Source organism: Rhizobium sp. SRDI969, assembly GCF_025152725.1.
Taxonomy (GTDB): Bacteria; Pseudomonadota; Alphaproteobacteria; order Rhizobiales; family Rhizobiaceae; genus Rhizobium; species Rhizobium leguminosarum_I.
Genome location: NZ_CP104035.1, coordinates 44,875 through 64,573, shown reverse-complemented (window position 1 = coordinate 64,573; position 19,699 = coordinate 44,875). Strand labels below are relative to the sequence as shown.

The 19,699-nt window shown below is 61.6% G+C and carries 20 protein-coding genes; 7 read left to right on the top strand and 13 right to left on the bottom strand.

Annotated elements, in window-relative coordinates:
* Positions 1-48: 48 nt before the first annotated feature.
* A complete protein-coding gene (gene dapE / locus N2A41_RS00325; protein ID WP_260109945.1) occupies positions 49-1,242 on the top strand; it encodes a succinyl-diaminopimelate desuccinylase in 1,194 nt (397 codons plus the stop codon).
* On the top strand, positions 1,229-1,825 hold the full coding sequence (locus tag N2A41_RS00320) for a hypothetical protein (protein ID WP_260109944.1): 597 nt from the start codon (positions 1,229-1,231) through the stop codon (positions 1,823-1,825). The genes dapE and N2A41_RS00320 overlap by 14 nt, the downstream gene beginning before the upstream one ends.
* On the opposite strand, the gene truA is transcribed toward N2A41_RS00320, so the two are convergent.
* The 6 genes from truA to N2A41_RS00290 form a co-directional block, all read right to left on the bottom strand.
* On the bottom strand, positions 1,826-2,650 hold the full coding sequence (gene truA / locus N2A41_RS00315) for a tRNA pseudouridine(38-40) synthase TruA (protein ID WP_260109943.1): 825 nt from the start codon (positions 2,648-2,650) through the stop codon (positions 1,826-1,828). It abuts the gene before it with no gap.
* Entirely contained in the window at positions 2,650-3,585 is a 936-nt protein-coding gene (fmt, locus tag N2A41_RS00310) for a methionyl-tRNA formyltransferase (protein ID WP_260109942.1), read from the bottom strand. The genes truA and fmt overlap by 1 nt, the downstream gene beginning before the upstream one ends.
* A 20-nt stretch (positions 3,586-3,605) precedes the next feature.
* A complete protein-coding gene (locus N2A41_RS00305) occupies positions 3,606-4,028 on the bottom strand; it encodes a type II toxin-antitoxin system VapC family toxin (RefSeq protein ID WP_170257405.1) in 423 nt (140 codons plus the stop codon).
* Complete coding sequence (locus tag N2A41_RS00300; RefSeq protein WP_162115387.1) at positions 4,025-4,309, bottom strand: FitA-like ribbon-helix-helix domain-containing protein; 285 nt, start codon at positions 4,307-4,309, stop codon at positions 4,025-4,027. Before N2A41_RS00300 ends, N2A41_RS00305 begins: the two co-directional genes overlap by 4 nt.
* A 64-nt stretch (positions 4,310-4,373) precedes the next feature.
* Entirely contained in the window at positions 4,374-4,889 is a 516-nt protein-coding gene (gene def / locus N2A41_RS00295) for a peptide deformylase (RefSeq protein WP_222292507.1), read from the bottom strand.
* Positions 4,890-4,986: 97 nt separating this feature from the next.
* Positions 4,987-6,483, bottom strand: a complete 1,497-nt coding sequence (locus N2A41_RS00290) for a globin-coupled sensor protein (protein WP_260109941.1) — start codon at positions 6,481-6,483, stop codon at positions 4,987-4,989.
* Positions 6,484-6,686: 203 nt separating this feature from the next.
* On the opposite strand from N2A41_RS00290, the gene N2A41_RS00285 reads away from it, so the two are divergent.
* The 3 genes from N2A41_RS00285 to N2A41_RS00275 all read left to right on the top strand — a co-directional run bounded on the left by N2A41_RS00285 (position 6,687) and on the right by N2A41_RS00275 (position 11,596).
* Positions 6,687-7,913: a DNA recombination protein RmuC gene (locus tag N2A41_RS00285; protein WP_222386616.1), complete on the top strand. Its 1,227-nt coding sequence runs from the start codon at positions 6,687-6,689 to the stop codon at positions 7,911-7,913.
* A gap of 104 nt (positions 7,914-8,017) precedes the next feature.
* Positions 8,018-8,917, top strand: coding sequence for a ribokinase (locus N2A41_RS00280; RefSeq protein ID WP_017966763.1), 900 nt, complete (start codon positions 8,018-8,020; stop codon positions 8,915-8,917).
* Positions 8,918-9,262: 345 nt separating this feature from the next.
* Complete coding sequence (locus N2A41_RS00275) at positions 9,263-11,596, top strand: methyl-accepting chemotaxis protein (protein WP_260109940.1); 2,334 nt, start codon at positions 9,263-9,265, stop codon at positions 11,594-11,596.
* Between the two features lie 87 nt (positions 11,597-11,683).
* On the opposite strand, the gene ptsN is transcribed toward N2A41_RS00275, so the two are convergent.
* The 7 genes from ptsN to lptC form a co-directional block, all read right to left on the bottom strand.
* Positions 11,684-12,148 carry a PTS IIA-like nitrogen regulatory protein PtsN gene (gene ptsN / locus N2A41_RS00270; protein WP_017966761.1) on the bottom strand — a complete coding sequence of 155 codons (465 nt, stop codon included), beginning with the start codon at positions 12,146-12,148 and terminating at the stop codon, positions 11,684-11,686.
* A 70-nt stretch (positions 12,149-12,218) separates the two neighbouring features.
* Complete coding sequence (gene hpf, locus N2A41_RS00265; RefSeq protein ID WP_017958734.1) at positions 12,219-12,794, bottom strand: ribosome hibernation-promoting factor, HPF/YfiA family; 576 nt, start codon at positions 12,792-12,794, stop codon at positions 12,219-12,221.
* Positions 12,795-13,087: 293 nt separating this feature from the next.
* Positions 13,088-14,011: a DMT family transporter gene (locus N2A41_RS00260; RefSeq protein ID WP_222386613.1), complete on the bottom strand. Its 924-nt coding sequence runs from the start codon at positions 14,009-14,011 to the stop codon at positions 13,088-13,090.
* Positions 14,012-14,140: 129 nt separating this feature from the next.
* A complete protein-coding gene (gene rpoN / locus N2A41_RS00255; RefSeq protein ID WP_260109939.1) occupies positions 14,141-15,700 on the bottom strand; it encodes an RNA polymerase factor sigma-54 in 1,560 nt (519 codons plus the stop codon).
* A 155-nt stretch (positions 15,701-15,855) separates the two neighbouring features.
* A complete protein-coding gene (lptB, locus tag N2A41_RS00250) occupies positions 15,856-16,632 on the bottom strand; it encodes an LPS export ABC transporter ATP-binding protein (RefSeq protein ID WP_020486179.1) in 777 nt (258 codons plus the stop codon).
* Between the two features lie 40 nt (positions 16,633-16,672).
* Positions 16,673-17,308: an LptA/OstA family protein gene (locus N2A41_RS00245; protein ID WP_222387262.1), complete on the bottom strand. Its 636-nt coding sequence runs from the start codon at positions 17,306-17,308 to the stop codon at positions 16,673-16,675.
* Positions 17,309-17,323: 15 nt separating this feature from the next.
* Positions 17,324-17,989, bottom strand: coding sequence for an LPS export ABC transporter periplasmic protein LptC (gene lptC / locus N2A41_RS00240; RefSeq protein WP_017966754.1), 666 nt, complete (start codon positions 17,987-17,989; stop codon positions 17,324-17,326).
* A 225-nt stretch (positions 17,990-18,214) separates the two neighbouring features.
* Between lptC and sppA the strand changes: the two genes are divergently transcribed.
* Positions 18,215-19,165, top strand: coding sequence for a signal peptide peptidase SppA (gene sppA / locus N2A41_RS00235; protein ID WP_170257397.1), 951 nt, complete (start codon positions 18,215-18,217; stop codon positions 19,163-19,165).
* 29 nt (positions 19,166-19,194) lie between these two features.
* Entirely contained in the window at positions 19,195-19,494 is a 300-nt protein-coding gene (locus tag N2A41_RS00230; RefSeq protein ID WP_003544934.1) for an integration host factor subunit beta, read from the top strand.
* Positions 19,495-19,699: the final 205 nt, after the last annotated feature.

The following is a 19,699-nucleotide window of genomic DNA, read 5'->3' as shown; positions in this document are numbered from 1 at the left end:
CCCCGCCTTGCCATGTCTTTGCCATTCCCGCCGGATAGTTCGACCGCTATGACCGCTACCGATCCCGTCGCCAATCTTCAGATGCTGATTCGTTGCCCCTCCGTGACGCCCGCCGAAGGCGGCGCGCTCACGGCGCTGGAGGCGATGCTTGCGCCGCTCGGCTTTGCGGTCGACAGGGTGAAGGCGAGCGAAGAGGGAACACCGGAGATCGAAAATCTCTACGCCCGTCTCGGCAAGGACGGCCCGCATCTGATGTTTGCCGGCCATACCGATGTCGTGCCAGTCGGCGACGAAGCCGCTTGGACGCATCCGCCGTTTGCCGCCGAGATTTCCAAGGGCGAGCTTTTCGGCCGCGGCGCCGTCGACATGAAGGGCGGCATCGCCTGTTTTGTCGCCGGCGTCGCCCGCCATGTCGAGAAAAACGGGCCACCCAAGGGCTCGATTTCCTTCCTGATTACCGGCGACGAGGAAGGTCCAGCGATCAACGGTACGATCAAGCTGCTGCAATGGGCGGCCGAACGCGGCGAGCGCTGGGATGCCTGCCTGGTCGGCGAACCCACAAATCCGGACAGGCTCGGCGACATGATCAAGATCGGCCGCCGCGGCTCGCTGTCGGGTAAAATCACCGTGCACGGCGTGCAGGGCCATGCCGCCTATCCGCATCTCGCCGACAATCCAGTGCGCGGCATGCTGCAGCTGACGCACGCGCTGATGGACCCGCCGTTCGACGGCGGCACCGACGATTTCCAGCCGTCGAACCTGGAAGTGACCACGGTCGATGTCGGCAATCCGGCGACCAACGTCATTCCGGCCAAGGCGTCGGCGAGCTTCAACATCCGCTTCAACGACAGCTGGACCGTCGAAACGCTGCGGGCCGAAATCCTGCGCCGTCTTGACGCCGCCGCCCGGGATGGCGCCTTGCGGCCGGGCCGCGACCCGGTGAAATACGATATCGTCTGGGCCGACCGGCCGAGCCATGTCTTCCTGACGCGCAACAATGCGCTGATCGCCTCGCTGTCATCGGCCGTCGAAAGCATTTCCGGCCAATCTCCGCGGCTTTCGACCACCGGCGGCACATCGGATGCGCGCTTCATCAAGGATTACTGCCCGGTCGTCGAGTTCGGCCTCGTCGGCCAGACGATGCACATGGTCGACGAGCGCGTCGCTGTCGCCGATCTGGAGACGCTGACGGCGATCTACGAAACCTTCATCGCCCGCTGGTTCGCCAATGCCGGGCTTTAGAGAGGTTCAGTATTACCTGGCCGGCCTCTGGCTGCTGATCCGGCTGGATTCGCGCGGCTTCCGCTACCTCGACATGTCCGAGCGCGGCGTCAACCGCTCGTTCTGGGCGATGGCCTGGTGCCTGCCGCCGATGGGCGTTTCCTGGCTCTGGTGGCGGCAGGCCTTCCTGCGCTCTATGCCGCCGGAAGCCGATGTCGATTTTGCCTTCTATTTCAGGCTCGGCCTCGTCGAGGTCGCCAACTGGTTCGTGCCGCTGGTCTTTGCCGGGCTGCTGCTGCTTGCTTTTCGCATGGGAGAGCGTTTCGCCCCGGTCGTCGTCAGCGTCAACTGGCTCGGCGTGCCGCTCTCCTATATCAACGGGCTGCTGCTGGCGCTGGTGTTCTTCCTGCCCGGCGCCGTCGGCCTCGTCTCGCTGCTGCTGCTGGCCTTCATGCTGGCGCAGGTCTTCGTCCTGGCGCGCATTCTCCGGATGATCTGCCACGGTCATGCGCTGATGGTCGGCGCGATGACACTGGTGCTGCTCGTGCCATCGATGATCCTTTCGGAATATCTGCAGCACTTCCTCGGCATCTATCCTGCCTGATCAAGCCTCCGACAGATCATCGCTTTCATCGGCACCGTCATCATCAACGGTGACCGGCCTCCGGCGGTCGGGAATCACGTCGGGATAATCCACCTGCATGAAATAGAGCCCGTCCGGCGGCGCCACCGGGCCGCAGGCCTTGCGGTCGCGCGCCTTAAGCGCTGCCTCGACATCATCAGGCGTCCATTTGCCTTCGCCGGCGAGCTTCAGCGTGCCGGCGAAGGAACGGATCTGGTTGTGGAGGAAACTCTGCGCCGTGGCGCGGATCTCGATCAGCTCGCCGTTACGCGTCACATCCAGCCGGTCGAGCGTGCGCACCGGGCTGTTTGCCTGGCAATGGGCGGCGCGGAAGGTGGAAAAATCATGCCGGCCGACCAGCCGCTGGGCGGCGGCGTGCATGACCTCGTGATCGAGCACCTTCGGCACCCACCAGGCCTTGCCGGCTTGAAGCGCCAGCGGCGCCCGGCGACTGACGATGCGATAGAGGTAATGGCGCCGTAGCGCCGAAAAGCGCGCATCAAAGAATTCGGGAGCCACCTCGACGTCGAGAATGGAGACACGCTCGCCGGCAATCCTCAGATGCGCGTTCAAGGCATTCTGCAGCTGGTAGGGCGACCAGTCCTTCGAAAGATCGGCATGGATCACCTGCCCCATGGCATGGACGCCGGAATCGGTGCGGCCGGCGCCGCGCACCGACACCGTCTCGCCGGTCAGCGACAGCACCGCCGCCTCGATCGCGCCCTGCACCGAGGGGCCGTTCTCCTGCCGCTGCCAGCCGACATAGGGGCCGCCGTCATATTCGACGGTCATGCGGAAACGCGGCATCAGGAAAGCCTCGTGCCCGCCGCAAGCGGCGTGCCCCTGAGGAAGTCGGCCGCCGCCAGCGGCTTGCCGCCGGCCTTCTGCAGCCTGGTCAGCCGCACAGCACCCGAAGCGCAGGCAACCACGAGATCGTCCGTCAGCAGTTGCCCGGCCGCACCCTGACCTTCAGCCAGTTCGGACCCCAGCACCTTTACCCGTTCCGACTTACCGCCGATCTCCAGCTCGAACCAGGCCCCCGGAAACGGCGCGAGGCCGCGGATGTGATTGTGCACATCCCGCGCATCGCGGGCGAAATCGATGCGGGTCTCGGCCTTGTCGATCTTGGCGGCGTAAAGCACGCCCTCATCCGGCTGCGGCGTCAGCGGCAGGTCGTTCATCTCGAGTTTCACCATAGCTTCCGCCATCGCCTTGGCGCCAACCAGCATCAGCCGGTCGTGCAGCTCGCCAGCGGTCATGTTCGGGCCGATCTCGACCTCGCGGGTGAGTGCGACGGCGCCGGTATCCAGACCCTTGTCCATCTTCATCACCATCATGCCGGTCTTTGCGTCGCCGGCCATGATCGCCCGCTGGATCGGTGCCGCACCGCGCCAGCGCGGCAACAGCGAGGCATGACCGTTGTAACAGCCATCCCTTGTGCCGTTCAAAATCGCTTCCGGCAGCAGCAGCCCGTAGGCAACGACGACGCCCACATCGGCATTGAAAGCACGAAACCTCTCGCGCTCCTCGGGGTCCTTGAAATTGACCGGGGTGAAGACCGGCAGGCCGAGCAGTTCGGCCGTCTGGTGCACCGGCGATTTCTGCAGATCGAGCCCGCGCCGGCCGCCCGGCCGCGGCGGCTGCGTATAGACCGCAACGATCCTGTGGCCGGCATCGACGAGCAGGCGCAGGGTCGGAACCGAGAACTCCGGGGTTCCCATGAAAATGATGCGAAGAGACATTTTATCTCGCCAATTGAGGATCAACCGTCTTCAAACGGGTTTACGAGCTTGAGATCAAGCCCTTCGAAATCTCGGGTGTTGCGGGTCGCAAGCGTCGCGCCGTTTGCAAGGCAGATGGCGGCAATCATGGCATCCTGGACCGAAATCGGCCGCCCCATGTTCTCGCGTTTCGCCCGCAAGCGACCGGTTGCCATGGCCGTTTCCAAATCCCAGCCGGCGATACGATCGCGAAACTGGCCTTTCACCAAATTCTCGATCGCGCGAGAGAAGCGGTCCGATCCTGTCTTCAAGAAAACCCTTTCGGCTCCGTAAATCTGCTCCATCAAGCCAACCGTGCAAAGCCAGATTCTCGAACCATCCTGCCGCAGTATCCAGGCCTTCACGTTTTCATTCGGCAATGGCCTGGCGAACTCGGAAATCACATTCGTATCGAGAACGATCATTCGAAATCCTCGAACGGCCGGCCGAAATCGTTTTTCCGCGCCGCCTCGATTTCGTCCATGATTGCAGCGAATTCATCGTCTACCGCGTTTTCGCCGACGAAAGCGGCGCGTATCGCTTCATAGGCCGACGAAGTCTCTGGCTTTGCTTCGGTTTTTCTTTTCAGCGCTTCCCGCAAAAGCTCCTTGGCCTCGTCAGAAAGGCTGTTTCCGCTCCGCTGCGCCGATTCCGCAATGTCTCGCTTCATTGCCTCGGAAATATTTCTGATCAGAAAATCACCCATTCGGCACCTCCGTCATGATATCAGTGATATCATAGTGCCTCGCCGGCAAATTTTCAACGCAGCGTCAGAGCGCCTTGGACTTCGCTGCCTTGGTGAATTTCTTGATCACCATCTCCCGCTTCAGCCGCGATATGTGATCGATGAAGAGCACACCGTTCAGGTGGTCGATCTCGTGCTGCAGGCAGGTGGCGAGCAGGCCGTCGGCTTCCACGGTCTGTTCCTTGCCGTTGCGGTCGAGATACTTGACCGAGACGGTGGCCGGGCGTTCGACCTCGGCATAATAGTCTGGAATCGAAAGGCAGCCTTCCTCATAGACGGAGCGCTCGTCGGAGGATGTCAGGATCTCCGGATTGATGAAGACCTGCGGCTGCTTTTCCTCGCCCTCGCGCGAGATGTCGATGACGAGCATGCGGCGCGGCACGCCGATCTGGATGGCGGCAAGGCCGATGCCCGGCGCGTCGTACATCGTTTCCAACATATCGTCGGCAAGACGCTGGAGGTCGGCATCCACCCGCTCGATCGGCTTGGACAGCTGGCGGAGAACGGGATCGGGAAGAATGATGAGTGGCTTGATGGTCATGGCGTTCCCATAACCCATCTTTTCCGACTATGGAATTATCCGGCAGGCGGGGAATACGATTTTTTGCATCCCCGCCTGGAATTTCGCCATATTGGCCTCAAGCAGCCCGTCGAGCAGCACCGGCGGAACGTCCCTCCGGCCGGGCGCGGAAGCGCCGCAGCAGCTCAATCAGGCTCTCCACCTCATCCTTGAGCCGGCGGGTTTCTGCCGAGGAGTGCTCGACCATGTCCGAATTCTGCTGGGTGATCACACCCATGTTGCGGACGGCGAGGCTGACCTCGTTGACGCCAGTCGCCTGATCGCGGGCGGCCGCGGCGATATCGGCGACGAAACGGTTGATGATATCGATGCGGCTGATCATATCGCTCAGCGCCTCACCGGTGCTGGAGACGATGCCGACGCCCTCGTTGACCTGGGTCGAGCTCTGCGAGATCAGGTTCTTGATCTCCTTGGCCGCTTCCGCGGTCCGCTGGGCGAGCTGGCGCACTTCCTGGGCGACAACGGCAAAACCCTTGCCGGCATCACCGGCGCGGGCCGCCTCGACACCAGCGTTCAGCGCCAGCAGGTTGGTCTGGAAGGCGATCTCATCGATGACGCCGATGATCTTGGAGATCCCGGTCGAGGATTTCTCGATGCCGGCCATCGCCGAGACAGCACTGGTGACGAGTTCACCGGAGTTCTTCGCCTTCTCTTGCGTCTCGCGCACCGCGGCCGAAGCCTTCTCGGCATTGGCGGCCGTCTGGCCGACGCTGACGGACAGCTGCTGCAGGGCGGCCGAGCTCTCCTCGACGCCTGCCGCCTGCTGGGCGGTTCGTAGCGCCAGATCGTTGGTCGCATTGGATATAACGTCGGCGCCGCTCATGATATGGCCCGAGGTCTCGCGTACGGAGGCGAAGGACTGGCTTAGCGCCCTGACGGCGCGGTTGTAATCCTCGGCCATCTGCCTGAAATTGCCCGGCAGGTCGGACGGCAGGGTGGCTTCAAGATCGCCTTTCGACAGCGCTTCCAGACCGCGGCGCAGTTGCTCCAGGGCGATCGCCTGGTCGGATTCGGCCTGGGCGCGCTCTTCTTCCAAGGCGCGACGCTTGGCTTCGAGCGTTTCCAGATAGACCGAGATGGAATAATCCACGTCGAGCATGCCTGATTTGATGACGGCCGACAGCTTCTCGGCCAATGCCTTGCCCTCTCGGCGCGCAAAGATCGACGGCCACTGCTTCTCCATGATGCCTTTGACGAGCTCGGACATGACGATGGCGTAACCGCCGATATACCAGCGCGGCTCCAGCCCGATGCGGGCGTGGGTGCGGCCGACTGCGGTCACGCCGTTGACATAGCTCTCATCGAACGCGCCGCCGGCAAGATTGGCCCAATGATCCTGCTGGCGCTTCTTGGCATGGCCGACGTGATTCTTATCGGCGAAGAAGCCGGCGACAGCAGGGGTCTTGGCGATCTTGGCGTAGAATTTGTCGAGGGCGCCGCCGATCAGCTCTGATATCACAGGGCGCAGATCCCGCATCGACTTGCGCGCCGCCTCATCCAGTTCGATGAAATCGAGGCGCTGCCTGAGGGCATTGTCGGTCTGCTGGGCGGTCATGGAGATCTCTGTACTTGGCGCGCGGCGCGGGACGGAATTTCTGCGCCGCAGGTTTTGGCCAATATGGTTGAGCAATCGTTAAATCGGACGGCGATTTCTTCTCGCCGAGCGAGAAGAACGATAGCGTGCGAGGATATTGCACGCCGTCCATTCCGTTCACGTTTTGATCTATATATCGCCGTTTCTTCTGTTATGCTTGCCGCATGACCATCCATTCCGAATCGCTCGCCCTTTCCCTTGCCTCGATCAGTCCGGCCATGCTGGCGCTTGCCGGCGGCGTTCTCGCCGCCCTCGCCCTGCTAGTGATCGTGCTTCTGCTGCGCGGCGCCAGCCTTCGCCGCGAGCAGGCGGAGGAAGCGAGCTTTCGTGCCGAGGAAAACGAAGCGCGGATGGCCGAGCTTTTGAAGATCCAGGCCGAGATGCAGGGCCGCATCGCGGCGATGACCGAGGTCTTCGGCGCGCGGCAGAGCGAACTCAACCAGACGATCAGCCAGCGCCTCGACGGCATGTCGCAGCGCATGAGCTCGACGATCACCGAGCAGACGAAATCGACGCATGAGAACCTGCAAAGGCTGCAGGAGCGGCTGGCGGTCATCGATGCCGCGCAGAACAATATCCAGACGCTCGCCAAGGATGTCGTCGGACTGCAGGCCATTCTGTCCAACAAGCAGACGCGCGGCGCCTTCGGCCAGTCCAGGATGGAAACGATTGTTGCCGACGGTCTGCCGATGGGCGCCTACGCCTTCCAGCAGACGCTGTCCAACGGTTCACGGCCGGACTGCACGATCCGCATGCCGAACGGCGCGCCGCCGCTGGTGATCGACGCGAAATTTCCGCTCGAAGCCTGGAACGCGATCCGCGACGCCGGCAGCCCCGAGGCAGGCAAGATCGCCGGCCAGCAGTTCCGCCGCGATATGGAAATCCATATCCGAGACATTTCCGAGAAATATCTGATCCAGGGGGAAACGCAGGATACGGCCTTTCTCTTCGTGCCATCCGAATCGATCTTCGCCGAGATCCACGAGCACTTCGAGCCGGTGGTGCAGAAGGCGCACCGCGCGCGTATCGTCATCGTCTCGCCGTCGCTGCTGATGTTGTCGATCCAGGTCATCCAGGCCGTGCTCAAGGATCAGCGCATGCGGGCGCAGGCGCATCTGATCCAGGGCGAGGTGGCAATCCTGATGGACGATCTCAGCCGCCTCGACGAGCGGGTGCGCAAGCTGCAAGGCCATTTCGCCATGGCGCAGAAGGATATCGACATGGTGGTCACGTCGGCCGACAAGCTGACCAAACGCGGCGCCAAGATCGAAGCGCTGGAATTTGAGGCGGGCGGCGGCGATGCACCCCCCGCCCGCGACGGCGAGGCCGCGGCCAAATCGGTAGAAAGCCGCACCGGTCTTCTGAAGCTCCGGGTGGTTGACGAGGAGTGATCGCTTCGGGCAGTGTCTCGCCCGCATGAAACAGTAGGAGCATGATGTCGGCCGAAAACCGATCACACTTTTCGGCATCATGCTCTAGAAGACGGGACACATTCATGATCACAGTTTTCGGGTCCATCAACATGGATCTCATCGCCACGACCGAGCGCCTGCCGAAGCCCGGTGAGACGGTGGCCGGCAACGGCTTTGCGACGGCCGCCGGCGGCAAGGGCGCCAACCAGGCGCTGGCAGCGCGGCGCGCCGGCCGCTACGTGCATATGGCCGGCGCCGTCGGCAAGGATGCTTTCGCTGCGGAGGCGCTGGCCCTGCTCGATGATGCAGGCACCGACCTTTCCCTCATCAACCATGTCGACGGTCCGACAGGCACGGCGCTGATCCTTGTCGGCGGCGACGGCGAGAACATGATTGCCGTCGTTCCCGGCGCCAATGGCCAGGTCACGCCTGCCGATGCCGAGACGGCGATCGGCCGCATGAACGAAGGCGATATCCTGATGCTGCAGCTCGAAGTGCCAGCTGCTGCCGTCGAACGTGCGCTGTCGGCCGCCCGCGCCAAGGGCGTCACCAGCATCCTCAACCTCGCGCCGCTGATCCCCGATGCGCCGCGTCTCGGCCGACTTGCCGATATCGTCATTGCCAACGAAACCGAGTTCGAGCGGCTTGCCGGACAGGAGGGCATGGACGCCCAAGCACGCGAGGCAGCCCTTGCGCGCCTGCATGCGGAGACGGGCCAGACGCTGATCGTGACGCTCGGTGCCGACGGGGTCATCGCCATCCGCGACGGGGCGATTTCACGAGCGCAGGGTCTCAAGATCGAACCTGTCGATACGGTCGGCGCCGGAGACACATTCTGCGGCTATTTCGCTGCCAGCCTCGACGAAGGCCTCGATTTTGTCTCGGCGCTGCGTCGTGCGGCGGTTGCCGGTTCGCTCGCATGCCTCAAGGCCGGGGCGCAACCTTCGATCCCCTTGAGCGAGGAAGTCGCAGACAGGATATAGGGGCGTCTCTTTGCGAAACCGCCGGCGAAACGCCCTGTAATTCAGGGCGTTCCGGCGGTTTTCCTTGTCTCGACCGATCGAGTTTCATTCAAATTTAAGAGATTTCCGGCGATGTTCCTCGTGGCCGCCGGTTCCCTGCGCTTTTGGAATCCAGCTGTCGACTGCATAATTCCTTAAATCGGAATCGATTTAAGGATGAAATTATGCAGCCATTCAAAGTGCTACAGCGTCCTTTGCGCGTCTCGAAAAGACGCACGGCGCTGTAGGCGGCTGCCCCATGATGGGGCGAGCCTTCGCTCCTGCGCCGGAGAATGCCCGTTCGGCGCATCCTTGCCCGAGGACCCCATGTTCATTTTTCGCATGAAATCGCTTGCCGCGAAACTCATCGTCATCACCGGCATCGCCATCGCGCTTGTTCTCATCGTTTCGAATTTTTTCCTCATCGGCCAGACCCGGGATCGCGTCCAGACGCTGACGATGGATCAGGCCAACCTCGAAGCGAAATCGATCGCCAATGAAATCGCCGCCAATGTCGGCGAACTCGCCAGCGCCGCTCGCACCATGTCGGGCGTCATCGGCCGCGGCCATGAAGGCAAGTCGCTCGACCGCAAGGGCATGATCAACGTACTGAAAGCCAATCTCGAGCAGAACACCTTCGCCTTCGGCAGCTGGTTCTGCGAACAACTCGGCGCGCTTGACGGCAAGACCACTGAGGTCGCCAACAACAATGACGAAGGCACCAACAAGAACGGCGCCTTCACGCCATACTGGTCGAAGACCAAGGACGGCGGCATCCAATATTCGACCTTCGACAATGATTATACCGCCGCATGGTGGAAGCTCGCCGCCGACAGCGGCAAGGGCGCGATCACGACGCCCTATATGGCCGAGGGAACGGACGTGCCGACGCTGCTGACCTCGATTGCCTATCCGGTCATGTCTGGCGGCAAGATGATCGGCGTCGGCGGTGTCGATATTTCGCTGAAGTCGCTGACCGACAAGCTGCAGGCGCTGCATCCTTTCGGTTCGGGCCGCGTCACGCTGCTGTCGCAGGCCGGCAACTGGATCGTCGCGCCGATCCCCGACCTGATGACCAAGGAATACGACGGCGAGGGCACCGACATCGTCAAGACGGCGCTGTCGAGCAAGCAGCCCGGTCTCGTCAGGAACCTCACCTATGACGGCCTCGATCCCTTCGATCGTGTCGTCTATCCGTTCGCGGTCCCCGGCGTCAACGCCACCTGGGTCGTGCTCGTCGACGTGCCGCACACGGCAATCAACGCGCCGGTGCGAGACCAGACCTACGTGATGATCATCAACGGGCTGATCGTGCTTGGCGCCGTCATGCTGGCGCTCTATTTCGCGGTCCGCTCTTTCGTGCAGCGGCCGCTCGGCGGCCTTGTCGCCAGCGTCAAGGCACTGAGCGACGGCCAATATGGCGAACCAATCGCCGCCCAAGACCGCAGCGACGAAGTCGGTTCGGTCGCCAAGGCGCTGGAAGGCTTCCGCTTCACGCTCGCCGACAGCCGCCGCCTCGAAAACGAGGCCGCCGACCAGCGGCAGGCCGCCGAGACCGAGCGCAGCCGCTCGGAATCGGAACGCCAGGAATCGGTGTCGCTGCAGCGCCATATCGTCTCGATCGTTGGCGCCGGCCTTTCCGCGCTGTCGCAGGGCAATCTCAGTCACCGCATCACCGACGAATTCCCCGGCGAATACGGCAAGCTGAAACAGGATTTCAACGCCGCCCTTGCGAGCCTCGAAGAGACGATCAACAGGATGAACCTCAGCGTCGCCAACATCGGCTCCGGCACCGGCGAAATCAGTAACAGCGCTTCCGACCTCGCCAAGCGCACCGAGCAGCAGGCAGCAAGTCTGGAGGAGACGGCGGCGGCGCTCAACGAGCTCACCGCGCAGGTCGATTCCAGCGCCGAGAATGCGCGTACGGCAGCCGACAACGTCAACCTCGCCTGCCAGGATGCGGAAAAGTCCGGCGAAGTGGTGCAGAAGGCGATTGCCTCGATGCGAGGGATCGAACAATCTTCGACGGAGGTTTCGCGGATCATCGGCGTCATCGACGAGATCGCCTTCCAGACCAATCTGCTCGCCCTGAATGCGGGTGTCGAGGCGGCGCGTGCCGGGGAAGCCGGCAAGGGTTTTGCCGTCGTCGCCCAGGAGGTGCGTGAACTCGCGCAGCGTTCGGCCAATGCCGCCAAGGAAATCAAGACGCTGATCAACACCTCGGCCGTCCAGGTCAAGGAAGGCGTCGATCTCGTCGGGCGCGCCGGCGGCACGCTGCACAAGATCGCCGAACAGGTGATGGGCATCAACGACCTCATCCGGCAGATCTCGGCATCGGCCAGCGAACAGGCTGTCGGCTTGAAGGAAATCAACCAGGCCATGAACCAGATGGACCAGGTAACGCAGCAGAACGCGGCGATGGTGGAGGAAGCGACTGCTGCGAGCGTCGCACTCAACGACGAGGCACAGACGCTGAAGCAGCTCGCCACCCGCTTCAATGTCTCAGGTTCGAGGAACGCCGCAGCGCTTGCCTCGGTCGCACAAAAGATGCGGGCGCCGGCAGCCGCGGCCCCTTCGCCTCGCTCCCCGGCGGTCCGTCGCTCCGTTGTTCCGTCGCGCGGGTCCGCGGCCGTGGCGCAAGACAGCTGGGAAGAGTTCTGACCGTCCAACCCCTCATAATGTAAAAAGCGCCTGAGAGATCAGGCGCTTTTTACATTCGAGAATAGATGCGTTATCGCGCGGCGTGCGTCAGGCAGCGTTCGACGCCTGCTCTTCGTTGAGGAAGGCATAGATCGCCTGGGAGGAATCGGTGGCGCGCAGCTTGGCGACCAGATCGTGATCGCGCAGCACGCGGGCGATCCGCGACAGAGCCTTGAGATGATCGGCACCCGCGCCCTCCGGCGCAAGCAGCAGGAACACGAGATCGACCGGCTGGTCATCCAGCGCCTCGAAATCGACCGGCTGCTCCAGTCGGGCGAAGATACCGACGATCGAATGGATGTTTCCCAGCTTGCCGTGGGGAATGGCGATGCCGTTGCCGACGCCGGTCGAGCCCAGGCGTTCGCGCTGCAGGATAACGTCGAAGATCTCCCGTTCGGAAAGCCCGGTGATCCTGGCGGCTCTTGCAGCCAATTCCTGAAGCAACTGTTTCTTGGAATTTACTCTGAGGGCGGGAATGATCGCATCCTGATGGAGCAAATCTGCCAATGCCATTTCTTTTTCCTTCTGTCGCCGGAATCAAATGCAAGGAGCGGCGGCAACACCGCCGCTCACCACGCCGATCTCAGCCTTTGATACTGGCTGAATCGATCCAGCCAATATTTCCGTCGTGCCGACGGTAAACGATGTTCAGATGTTCCTTGCCGGGGCTGCGGAACAGGAGAAGCGGCTCGTCGGTCATGTCGAGCGCCATCACGGCGGTGGCGACCGACATGGTCTTCAGCTGCTTCGTACTTTCAGCGACGATCGCCGGAGCGAAATCGTCGGCGATTTCATCATCGTGATCAGGAACGGAATCCATAACCGTGTAGGAGACCTCTGCAAAACCATTCAGATGGTTTCCGGCGTGATGGTCCTTCAGTTTGCGCTTGTAACGCCGCAGCCGTTTTTCGATCCGCTGGGAGGCGGCGTCGAAAGCCAACTGCGGGTCGGTCGCCTCGCCGGCCGCATGCAGTACCACCCCGCTGTCGAGATGCAGCTTGCAGTCCGCCGAGTAACGAGAACTCGCCTTTTCCACGGTCACCTGGCCGGAATATCCCCCGTCGAAGTATTTCGTGATGGCCATACCAATTTGGTCCTCGATCTTTTGACGGAAGGATTCACCAATTTCCATATGTTTCCCGGATACACGCACACTCATGGAGTTTCCCTTCTTATGGTCGTTTGCGGGTATCAGTTTACGCCAAGCCTCAGGTTCATCCAAGCACTTCGCACAATCTCAAGCAAGATCGGCTTAGGCCCGCGGGTCCTTGGTACCCTTCTGATGCTGGGGATAACTCCAGATGCCGTTCGCGGCATCGATTGCGGCGGGCTTCTAGCCAGAGGCTACCAAAAAGTCAATAGGGCGGAGAATCACCATCGCCGACGCCCGGGTAACGTGTAGTCGATACCTTGCTTGGCAAAGTTATGCCGCCGATTGCCACCCCATCCACTTTATGCGCCTCGCGCTTGCGTTGCGCTCGTCCTCGCGGGGATCGTCATGGCTGCGACACCTGATATGACGCAGACGAGTCCGATCCAGGCCGTCTGGCTCAGCCTTTCGCCGAGGAAAACGATGCCGATTGCAACACCGATCGGCACTCTGAGATAGGCTTGCGAGGTGGTTCCGACCGAACCCAGCGTCTGGACGAGACGGAAATAGATCGTGAAGGCAAGGGCCGTCGAAAAGGCGGAGAGGGCAAGCAGCGCCAGCATCGATGCCGCCGACGGGTCGAGTTCCCATGGCCGATCGGCGACGAGGCTCACAGGCAGGAGAATGACCGCGCCTGAAATCAACGAGCCGGCCGCCGGCACCGCGGGATCGAGCCCCTTGAAGTTCTTGCTGAAAATCGCGGCACCTGCATAACAGATGGTCGCCAGGATGATGGCAAGCTGCGCCATCAGGCTATCGCCGAGACCGTCGAGCGCTTCGACGCCGATGACGAGGCAGATGCCGACAAGCCCGGCGATGACGCCGAAAAGCCTTCGCAGCGTCACCTGCTCATGGCGGGTGATCAGCACGGCCAGCAGGAAGGTGAAGATCGGCGTTGCCGAATTCAGGATCACCGCCAATCCAGCGTCGACGGACTGTTCCGCCCAGGCGATCAGCGTGAAGGGGACGACGCTGTTCAGACAGGCCTGAACGAAAAACCGCCGCCAGGTGGCACGATCGCGCGGCAGACGGACACGCCGGTGGCGCAGGACGGCCAGCAGAATACCGCCGGCAATCAGCGTGCGGGCGGCGATCAGCGTTATCGGCGGGATCGTCTCGACGCCGATCTTGATGAAGCTATAGGAGGAACCCCAGAGGCTCGCCAGCACCAGCAGCAGGAAAAGCTCCCTGGCAAGGTTCGGATTTTGCGGCGTCATGGTCGGCATTTCGATTTCGTTGAAGACAATTCAAAGGGTTGCAGCGCCGTTGCGCGTCTGAAAAGACGCTGGGGCGCCGGAGAGGAATAGCGGGATTTGCGGGCCGGATGCTTCGATCGAGGTCGAAGCATTGCTGCGTCAGAAGCCTGCGACCTTGGCGAGCGCCCGCTTCTCGCGGCGGCGCTGGACCGAAGAGGCGATGTTCATTGCCTCCCTGTATTTCGCAACGGTGCGGCGGGCGAGATCGACGCCGCCCTTCTTCAGCATGTCGACGATATCGTCGTCGGAAAGCACCGCCTCCGGGCTCTCCTGCAGGATCAGCGCGCGGATCTTGTGACGCACGGCCTCGGCCGAATGGCTGTCGCCGCCGGCGACGGCGCTGATCGAGACGGTGAAGAAATATTTGAGTTCGAAGAGGCCGCGCGGCGTCAGCATATATTTGTTCGACGTGACGCGGCTGACGGTGGATTCATGCATCTTGATCGCTTCGGCGACCGTTTTCAGGTTGAGCGGGCGCAGGTGATCGACGCCGTGCAGCAGGAAGGCGTCCTGCTGGCGGACGATTTCGCTTGCCACCTTCATGATGGTTTTTGCCCGCTGGTCGAGGCTGCGGGTCAGCCAGTTGGCGCTCTGCAGGCAATCGGAGAGGAAGGCGTGGTCCTCGCCGTTCTTCGTCACACGGGAAAAATAGGACTGGTTGACCAGCACGCGCGGCAGCGTATCCGGATTGAGCTCGACCAGCCAGCCGCCGTCCGAGGCGGATCTGACGACTACATCCGGCGTGATCGCTTCGAAAACACCCGCTTCGAAGCCGCTGCCGGGCTTGGGATTGAGCTGACGGATCTCGCCGAGCATGTCGAGAAGATCCTCCTCGTCGACGCCGCAAAGCCGCTTCAGCGTGGCAAAATCACGCCGGGCGAGCAGTTCGAGGTTTTCGACCAGAGCCTGCATGGCCGGGTCGTATCGGTCCTTCTGCCTGAGCTGGATCGCCAGGCATTCGGCGAGGCTGCGGGCGAAAACACCTGGCGGATCAAGGCTCTGGAGGGTGGCGAGCACGCGCTCGGCCTGTGCGAGGCTCGTGCCCAGCCTCTCGCCCGCCTCGACGATATCGGCCTGCAGATAACCGCAGTCGTCGAGCTGATCGACGAAATTCTGCGCGATCAGACGGTCGGCCATGTCAGGCAGGACGAAGGGGATCTGCTGGGCGAGATGATCGCGCAGCGACACCTGGCCGGCGACGAAATCGTCGAGATCGTAGTCGGCGCCCTCGCCGCTGCCCGACATCGACTTCCACTGGCTGACGAGCTCCGGCGCATCGAGGCGCTGCGGGGCACCGTCATCAGGAAAGACATTGGTGTAATTGGCGTCGAGTTCGTCGTTCAGCCGGCTCGTGCTGGCGCTGCCGCCATTGTCATACCAGTCGCTGGAAAGCGCCTCGGTCCGGTTGTCGTAACCGTCATCCGACCCGGCATCCTCCGGCTGATGAGCGTACTCTCCATCTTCGGATTCGCCGCGTTCGCCGGCCCCCTCGCCGTCATTCGACGGAAATTCGAGCAGCGGGTTCTTCTCGACTTCCTGGGCGATGAACTGGGTGAGTTCAAAATGCGTCATCTGCAGCAACTGGATGGATTGCATCAGTTGCGGTGTCATCACCAGGGATTGGGTCTGGCGCAGGAAAAGATTGGCGGACAGTGCCATGACGGACGCGAAACTCCCCTCAATTCCTCCGAGAATCCGCGTCCGATCAAGGCTTCAGGCCACGGAAATCCAAGTTGGCCCAAAAATTGCTTTTTTATTGGATTTGGTCAAGCGGAACTATGCCGACAAGGTGAATTTCTGCGGGCGGCCCGGTATCAGAGGCTGAAATTGTCACCGAGGTAGAGCCGGCGCACTTCCGGATTGTTGACGATGTCGTTCGCCCGGCCATGGGTCAGCACCTCACCGGCATGGATGATGTAGGCGCGGTCGATGAGACCCAGCGTCTCGCGCACATTGTGGTCGGTGATGAGAACGCCGATGCCGCGCGCCGTCAGGTGGTGAACGAGATTCTGGATGTCGGCGACCGAGATCGGGTCGACGCCGGCGAAGGGCTCGTCGAGCAGCATGAAAGTCGGGTCGGTCGCAAGCGCACGCGCGATTTCGAGGCGGCGGCGCTCACCGCCGGAAAGGGCGACGGCGGCACTCTTGCGCAGCTTCTGGATATGGAATTCCTCCAGCAGCTCGTTCAGCTTCTGCTCGCGCTCGGCCTTGTCCTTCACATGCACTTCGAGGACGGCGCGGATATTCTGTTCCACCGTCAGCCCGCGGAAGATCGAGGCTTCCTGCGGCAGGTAGCCGACGCCAAGGCGCGACCGGCGGTACATAGGCATGGTCGTGACGTCGTTGCCGTCGATCTCGATCGTGCCTTCATCCACCGGCACAAGGCCGGTGATCATATAAAAACAGGTGGTCTTGCCGGCGCCGTTCGGGCCGAGCAGGCCAACGGCCTCGCCACGGCGCACCACCAGCGAAACGCCGTTGACGACGCGCCGCGTCGCATAGGTCTTCGTCAGACCGCGTGCGATCAGCGTTCCCTGATAGCGGCTCTTGTCGGCGGCACCCGCAGCTTGTGGCCCGGGCTTGCCGAACATGGTGGATAGCGATGATAATTTCACGTGGGAGGCCGGCTTCTCAGTTCTGCTTCTGCTGCGGTGTATTCGGCTTCGATTTCGGATCGAGCTGAATCTGGACACGCTCGCCGCAGCTTTCAAGCTCCGCCTGGCCAGTCTGCATGTGAACCGTCAGTTTGCAGCCGGTGAAGACGTTCGGCCCGTCCGACAGAATAACCTTGTTCCCCTCATCTGCCGTGAGGATGAATGTCTGCGAGGCCATGTCGAAATTGCCGTCATCGGCGGTCGCCGTCTGCGTGCCAGAGGTCAAGAAGACCTTGTCCGTCACCGTGATCTTGTCGATATCAGCACTTCCCGATGCAAGCGAGGCCGACTGCTCCGGCTGGGCGGCGGGTTGCGCGCCATCAGCAGCCGGCTTTGCTGCCTTGTCCTTGTAATAGACGGTCATCTTGCCGGACTGCATCGTCGTCGTGCCCTGGACGACCTTGACCTTGCCGGTGAAAAGCGCGGTGTGTTCCTGGTCATGGATCTCAAGCTTGTCGCTTTCGATCTGGATCGGCTGGTCGTTGGAAAGCTTCATGCCCGACATCGTGGTCGACTGCGCACCCGCGCCCGAGGCCGTCAGAATAAGGGCAAATGCGCCGGCAACGAATGCCATGCCTGTCTTGCAAGTGGAAATGCGACAATCTTTTGTCATGGATGACCCGGCTGGTTAAGTGCCCTGTTTATGGATGGTGGATGGATCGACATTCATTCGAACATTCCCCTCGAATGTGATCACCCGCCCCTTATCGGATATCTGAAGCGTCTTCGCAACAATGGAGGCATTGTCCTTGGTGATGGTGACGGGGTCGTCGCTCCGCATGTTGCCGCCCTTGATGTCGAGCTGCGCGGACTGGAAATTCGCATTGAGGCCGCTGCTCAGCACCAGGGTGAAGGGGGCCGTCATATGCAGGTTGTCGGTGGTGCGGTTGTAATCAGCGGTCGAGGCGACGACGCGGGCGATCAGGCCGTCATTCATCGGCACGGCGGCCTTGATCGTCTCGAGCGTGATGAGATTGGGATTGCGGATATCCTGCAGGGCCCTTTCGGCCAGCATCGAATAGTTGATGCCGTCGGAATTGCGTCCTGATATCGCCGGCTTTTCCATCACGACCTTGCCGTTCTCGATCTTGGCGCCTTCCATCTTGACATTCTCGGGCAGATAGATGCTGACCAACGCCACCGCCGTGAGGCTCGCCGCGATGGTGAGGGCCGCCACCGGCAGCAATATCTTCAGCCGCCGCACGCGGGCGGAATGGAACAACGCGTCGCCATAGGCGCTCCTGCCGGACCCTGAATAGGCGGCATGTCCGTTGTTCTTCAGGGTATCGAGCATAGGCCTCGTCCATGTGCGGTGATCGCCGCGCCTCAATAACAAAGCGGGCCGCCAATCACAGTTCGTTTCGCATTATTACATTGGCTTGCCAATATGGAATTTTTTCTGCAACAAGCAACACAACGGAAAAACATTCAAAAGTGGCATTCGTACGGGCCGCTGCTACCTTATTCCACCGGATTGATCGGCGGCATGCCGAAGCCGGTGCCAGCGCTGGAGGTTTCCATGGACAGTTCGATCATCGCGGATCGCCGGCGGCTGCGCCGCAAGCTCGGCTTCTGGCGCCTCTTCGCGGTGGCCCTCATCGTGGCACTTGGTTTCGCCTTCTACCACTTTGCCCTCGGCGATGCCGGGACGCAGCGCCCGCATATCGCCCATGTGACGATATCCGGGCTGATCGTCGATGACGACGAGCTTCTGGAGCGGCTGAAGAAGGTCGAGACCAGCGATCAGGTGAAGGCGGCGGTGATTTCGATCTCCTCGCCCGGCGGTACGACCTATGGCGGCGAAAAAATCTTCAAGGCGATCCGTGCGATATCGGCCAAGAAGCCTGTCGTCTCCGACGTGCGCACGCTTGCCGCCTCCGCCGGATACATGATCGCCACCGCCGGCGATACGATCATTGCCGGCGACAGCTCGATCACCGGCTCGATCGGCGTCATCTTCCAGTATCCGCAGATCCAGCCGCTGCTCGACAAGATCGGCGTCTCGCTGCAGGAGATCAAGTCTTCGCCGCTGAAGGCCGAGCCCTCGCCCTTCCACGAGGCGAGCGAAGAGGCCAAGGCGATGATCCGCAGCATGGTGGTCGACAGCTATAACTGGTTCGTCGACCTGGTTGCCGACCGGCGCAAGCTGCCGCGCGACGAGGTGCTGAAACTGGCCGACGGAACGATCTATACCGGCCGCCAGGCGCTGAAGGTGAAACTCGTCGATGCAATTGGCGGCGAGGCTGAGATTCGCGCCTATCTGAAGTCGCGCGGCGTCGACAGCGAACTGCCGATGGTGGACTGGGACAAGAAGAGCAATACGCCCTTTCTGCTCGCTGGGGCTGTTTCGCGGTTGATTACGATCTTCGGTTATGATGATGTCATGAAAACCCAGGATATCAATGGAATCCTGCCCCCAAAGTTGCTTCTTGACGGGCTGCTTTCAGTTTGGCAGGTTGGCCACGATTGATAAGAAATCAATAATTTAAGGGGGCGAATGTGATCAAGTCCGAATTGGTGCAGATTGTTGCGGCACGCAACCCGCATCTCTATCATCGCGACGTCGAGAATATCGTCAACGCGGTTCTCGACGAGATCACGGATGCACTGGCTGCGGGCAACCGTGTCGAATTGCGCGGCTTTGGCGCCTTTTCGGTCAAGAACCGCCCTTCCCGCTCCGGCCGCAACCCGCGGACCGGCGATACCGTCTTCGTCGAGGAGAAGTGGGTTCCCTTCTTCAAGACCGGCAAGGAACTGCGCGAGCGGCTCAATCCCGGCCAGGCCGACGAAGAGGATTGAGCAGTTGCTCAAGCATGTCGCGCAAAAGTGTGCAGCGGATTTGCGATAACGACATGCATCGACATAAAGACCTAAAGCGTGCGGAGCAAATCTGAAAGATTGCGACGCGCTTTAGCCGCCTGCGGCAAAACCGCACTTGAACTCGAGGGCCGTTTTCCTATTCTGGCGACGCATCGTATTTTACGCCTCTCACAAAGATGCGCGG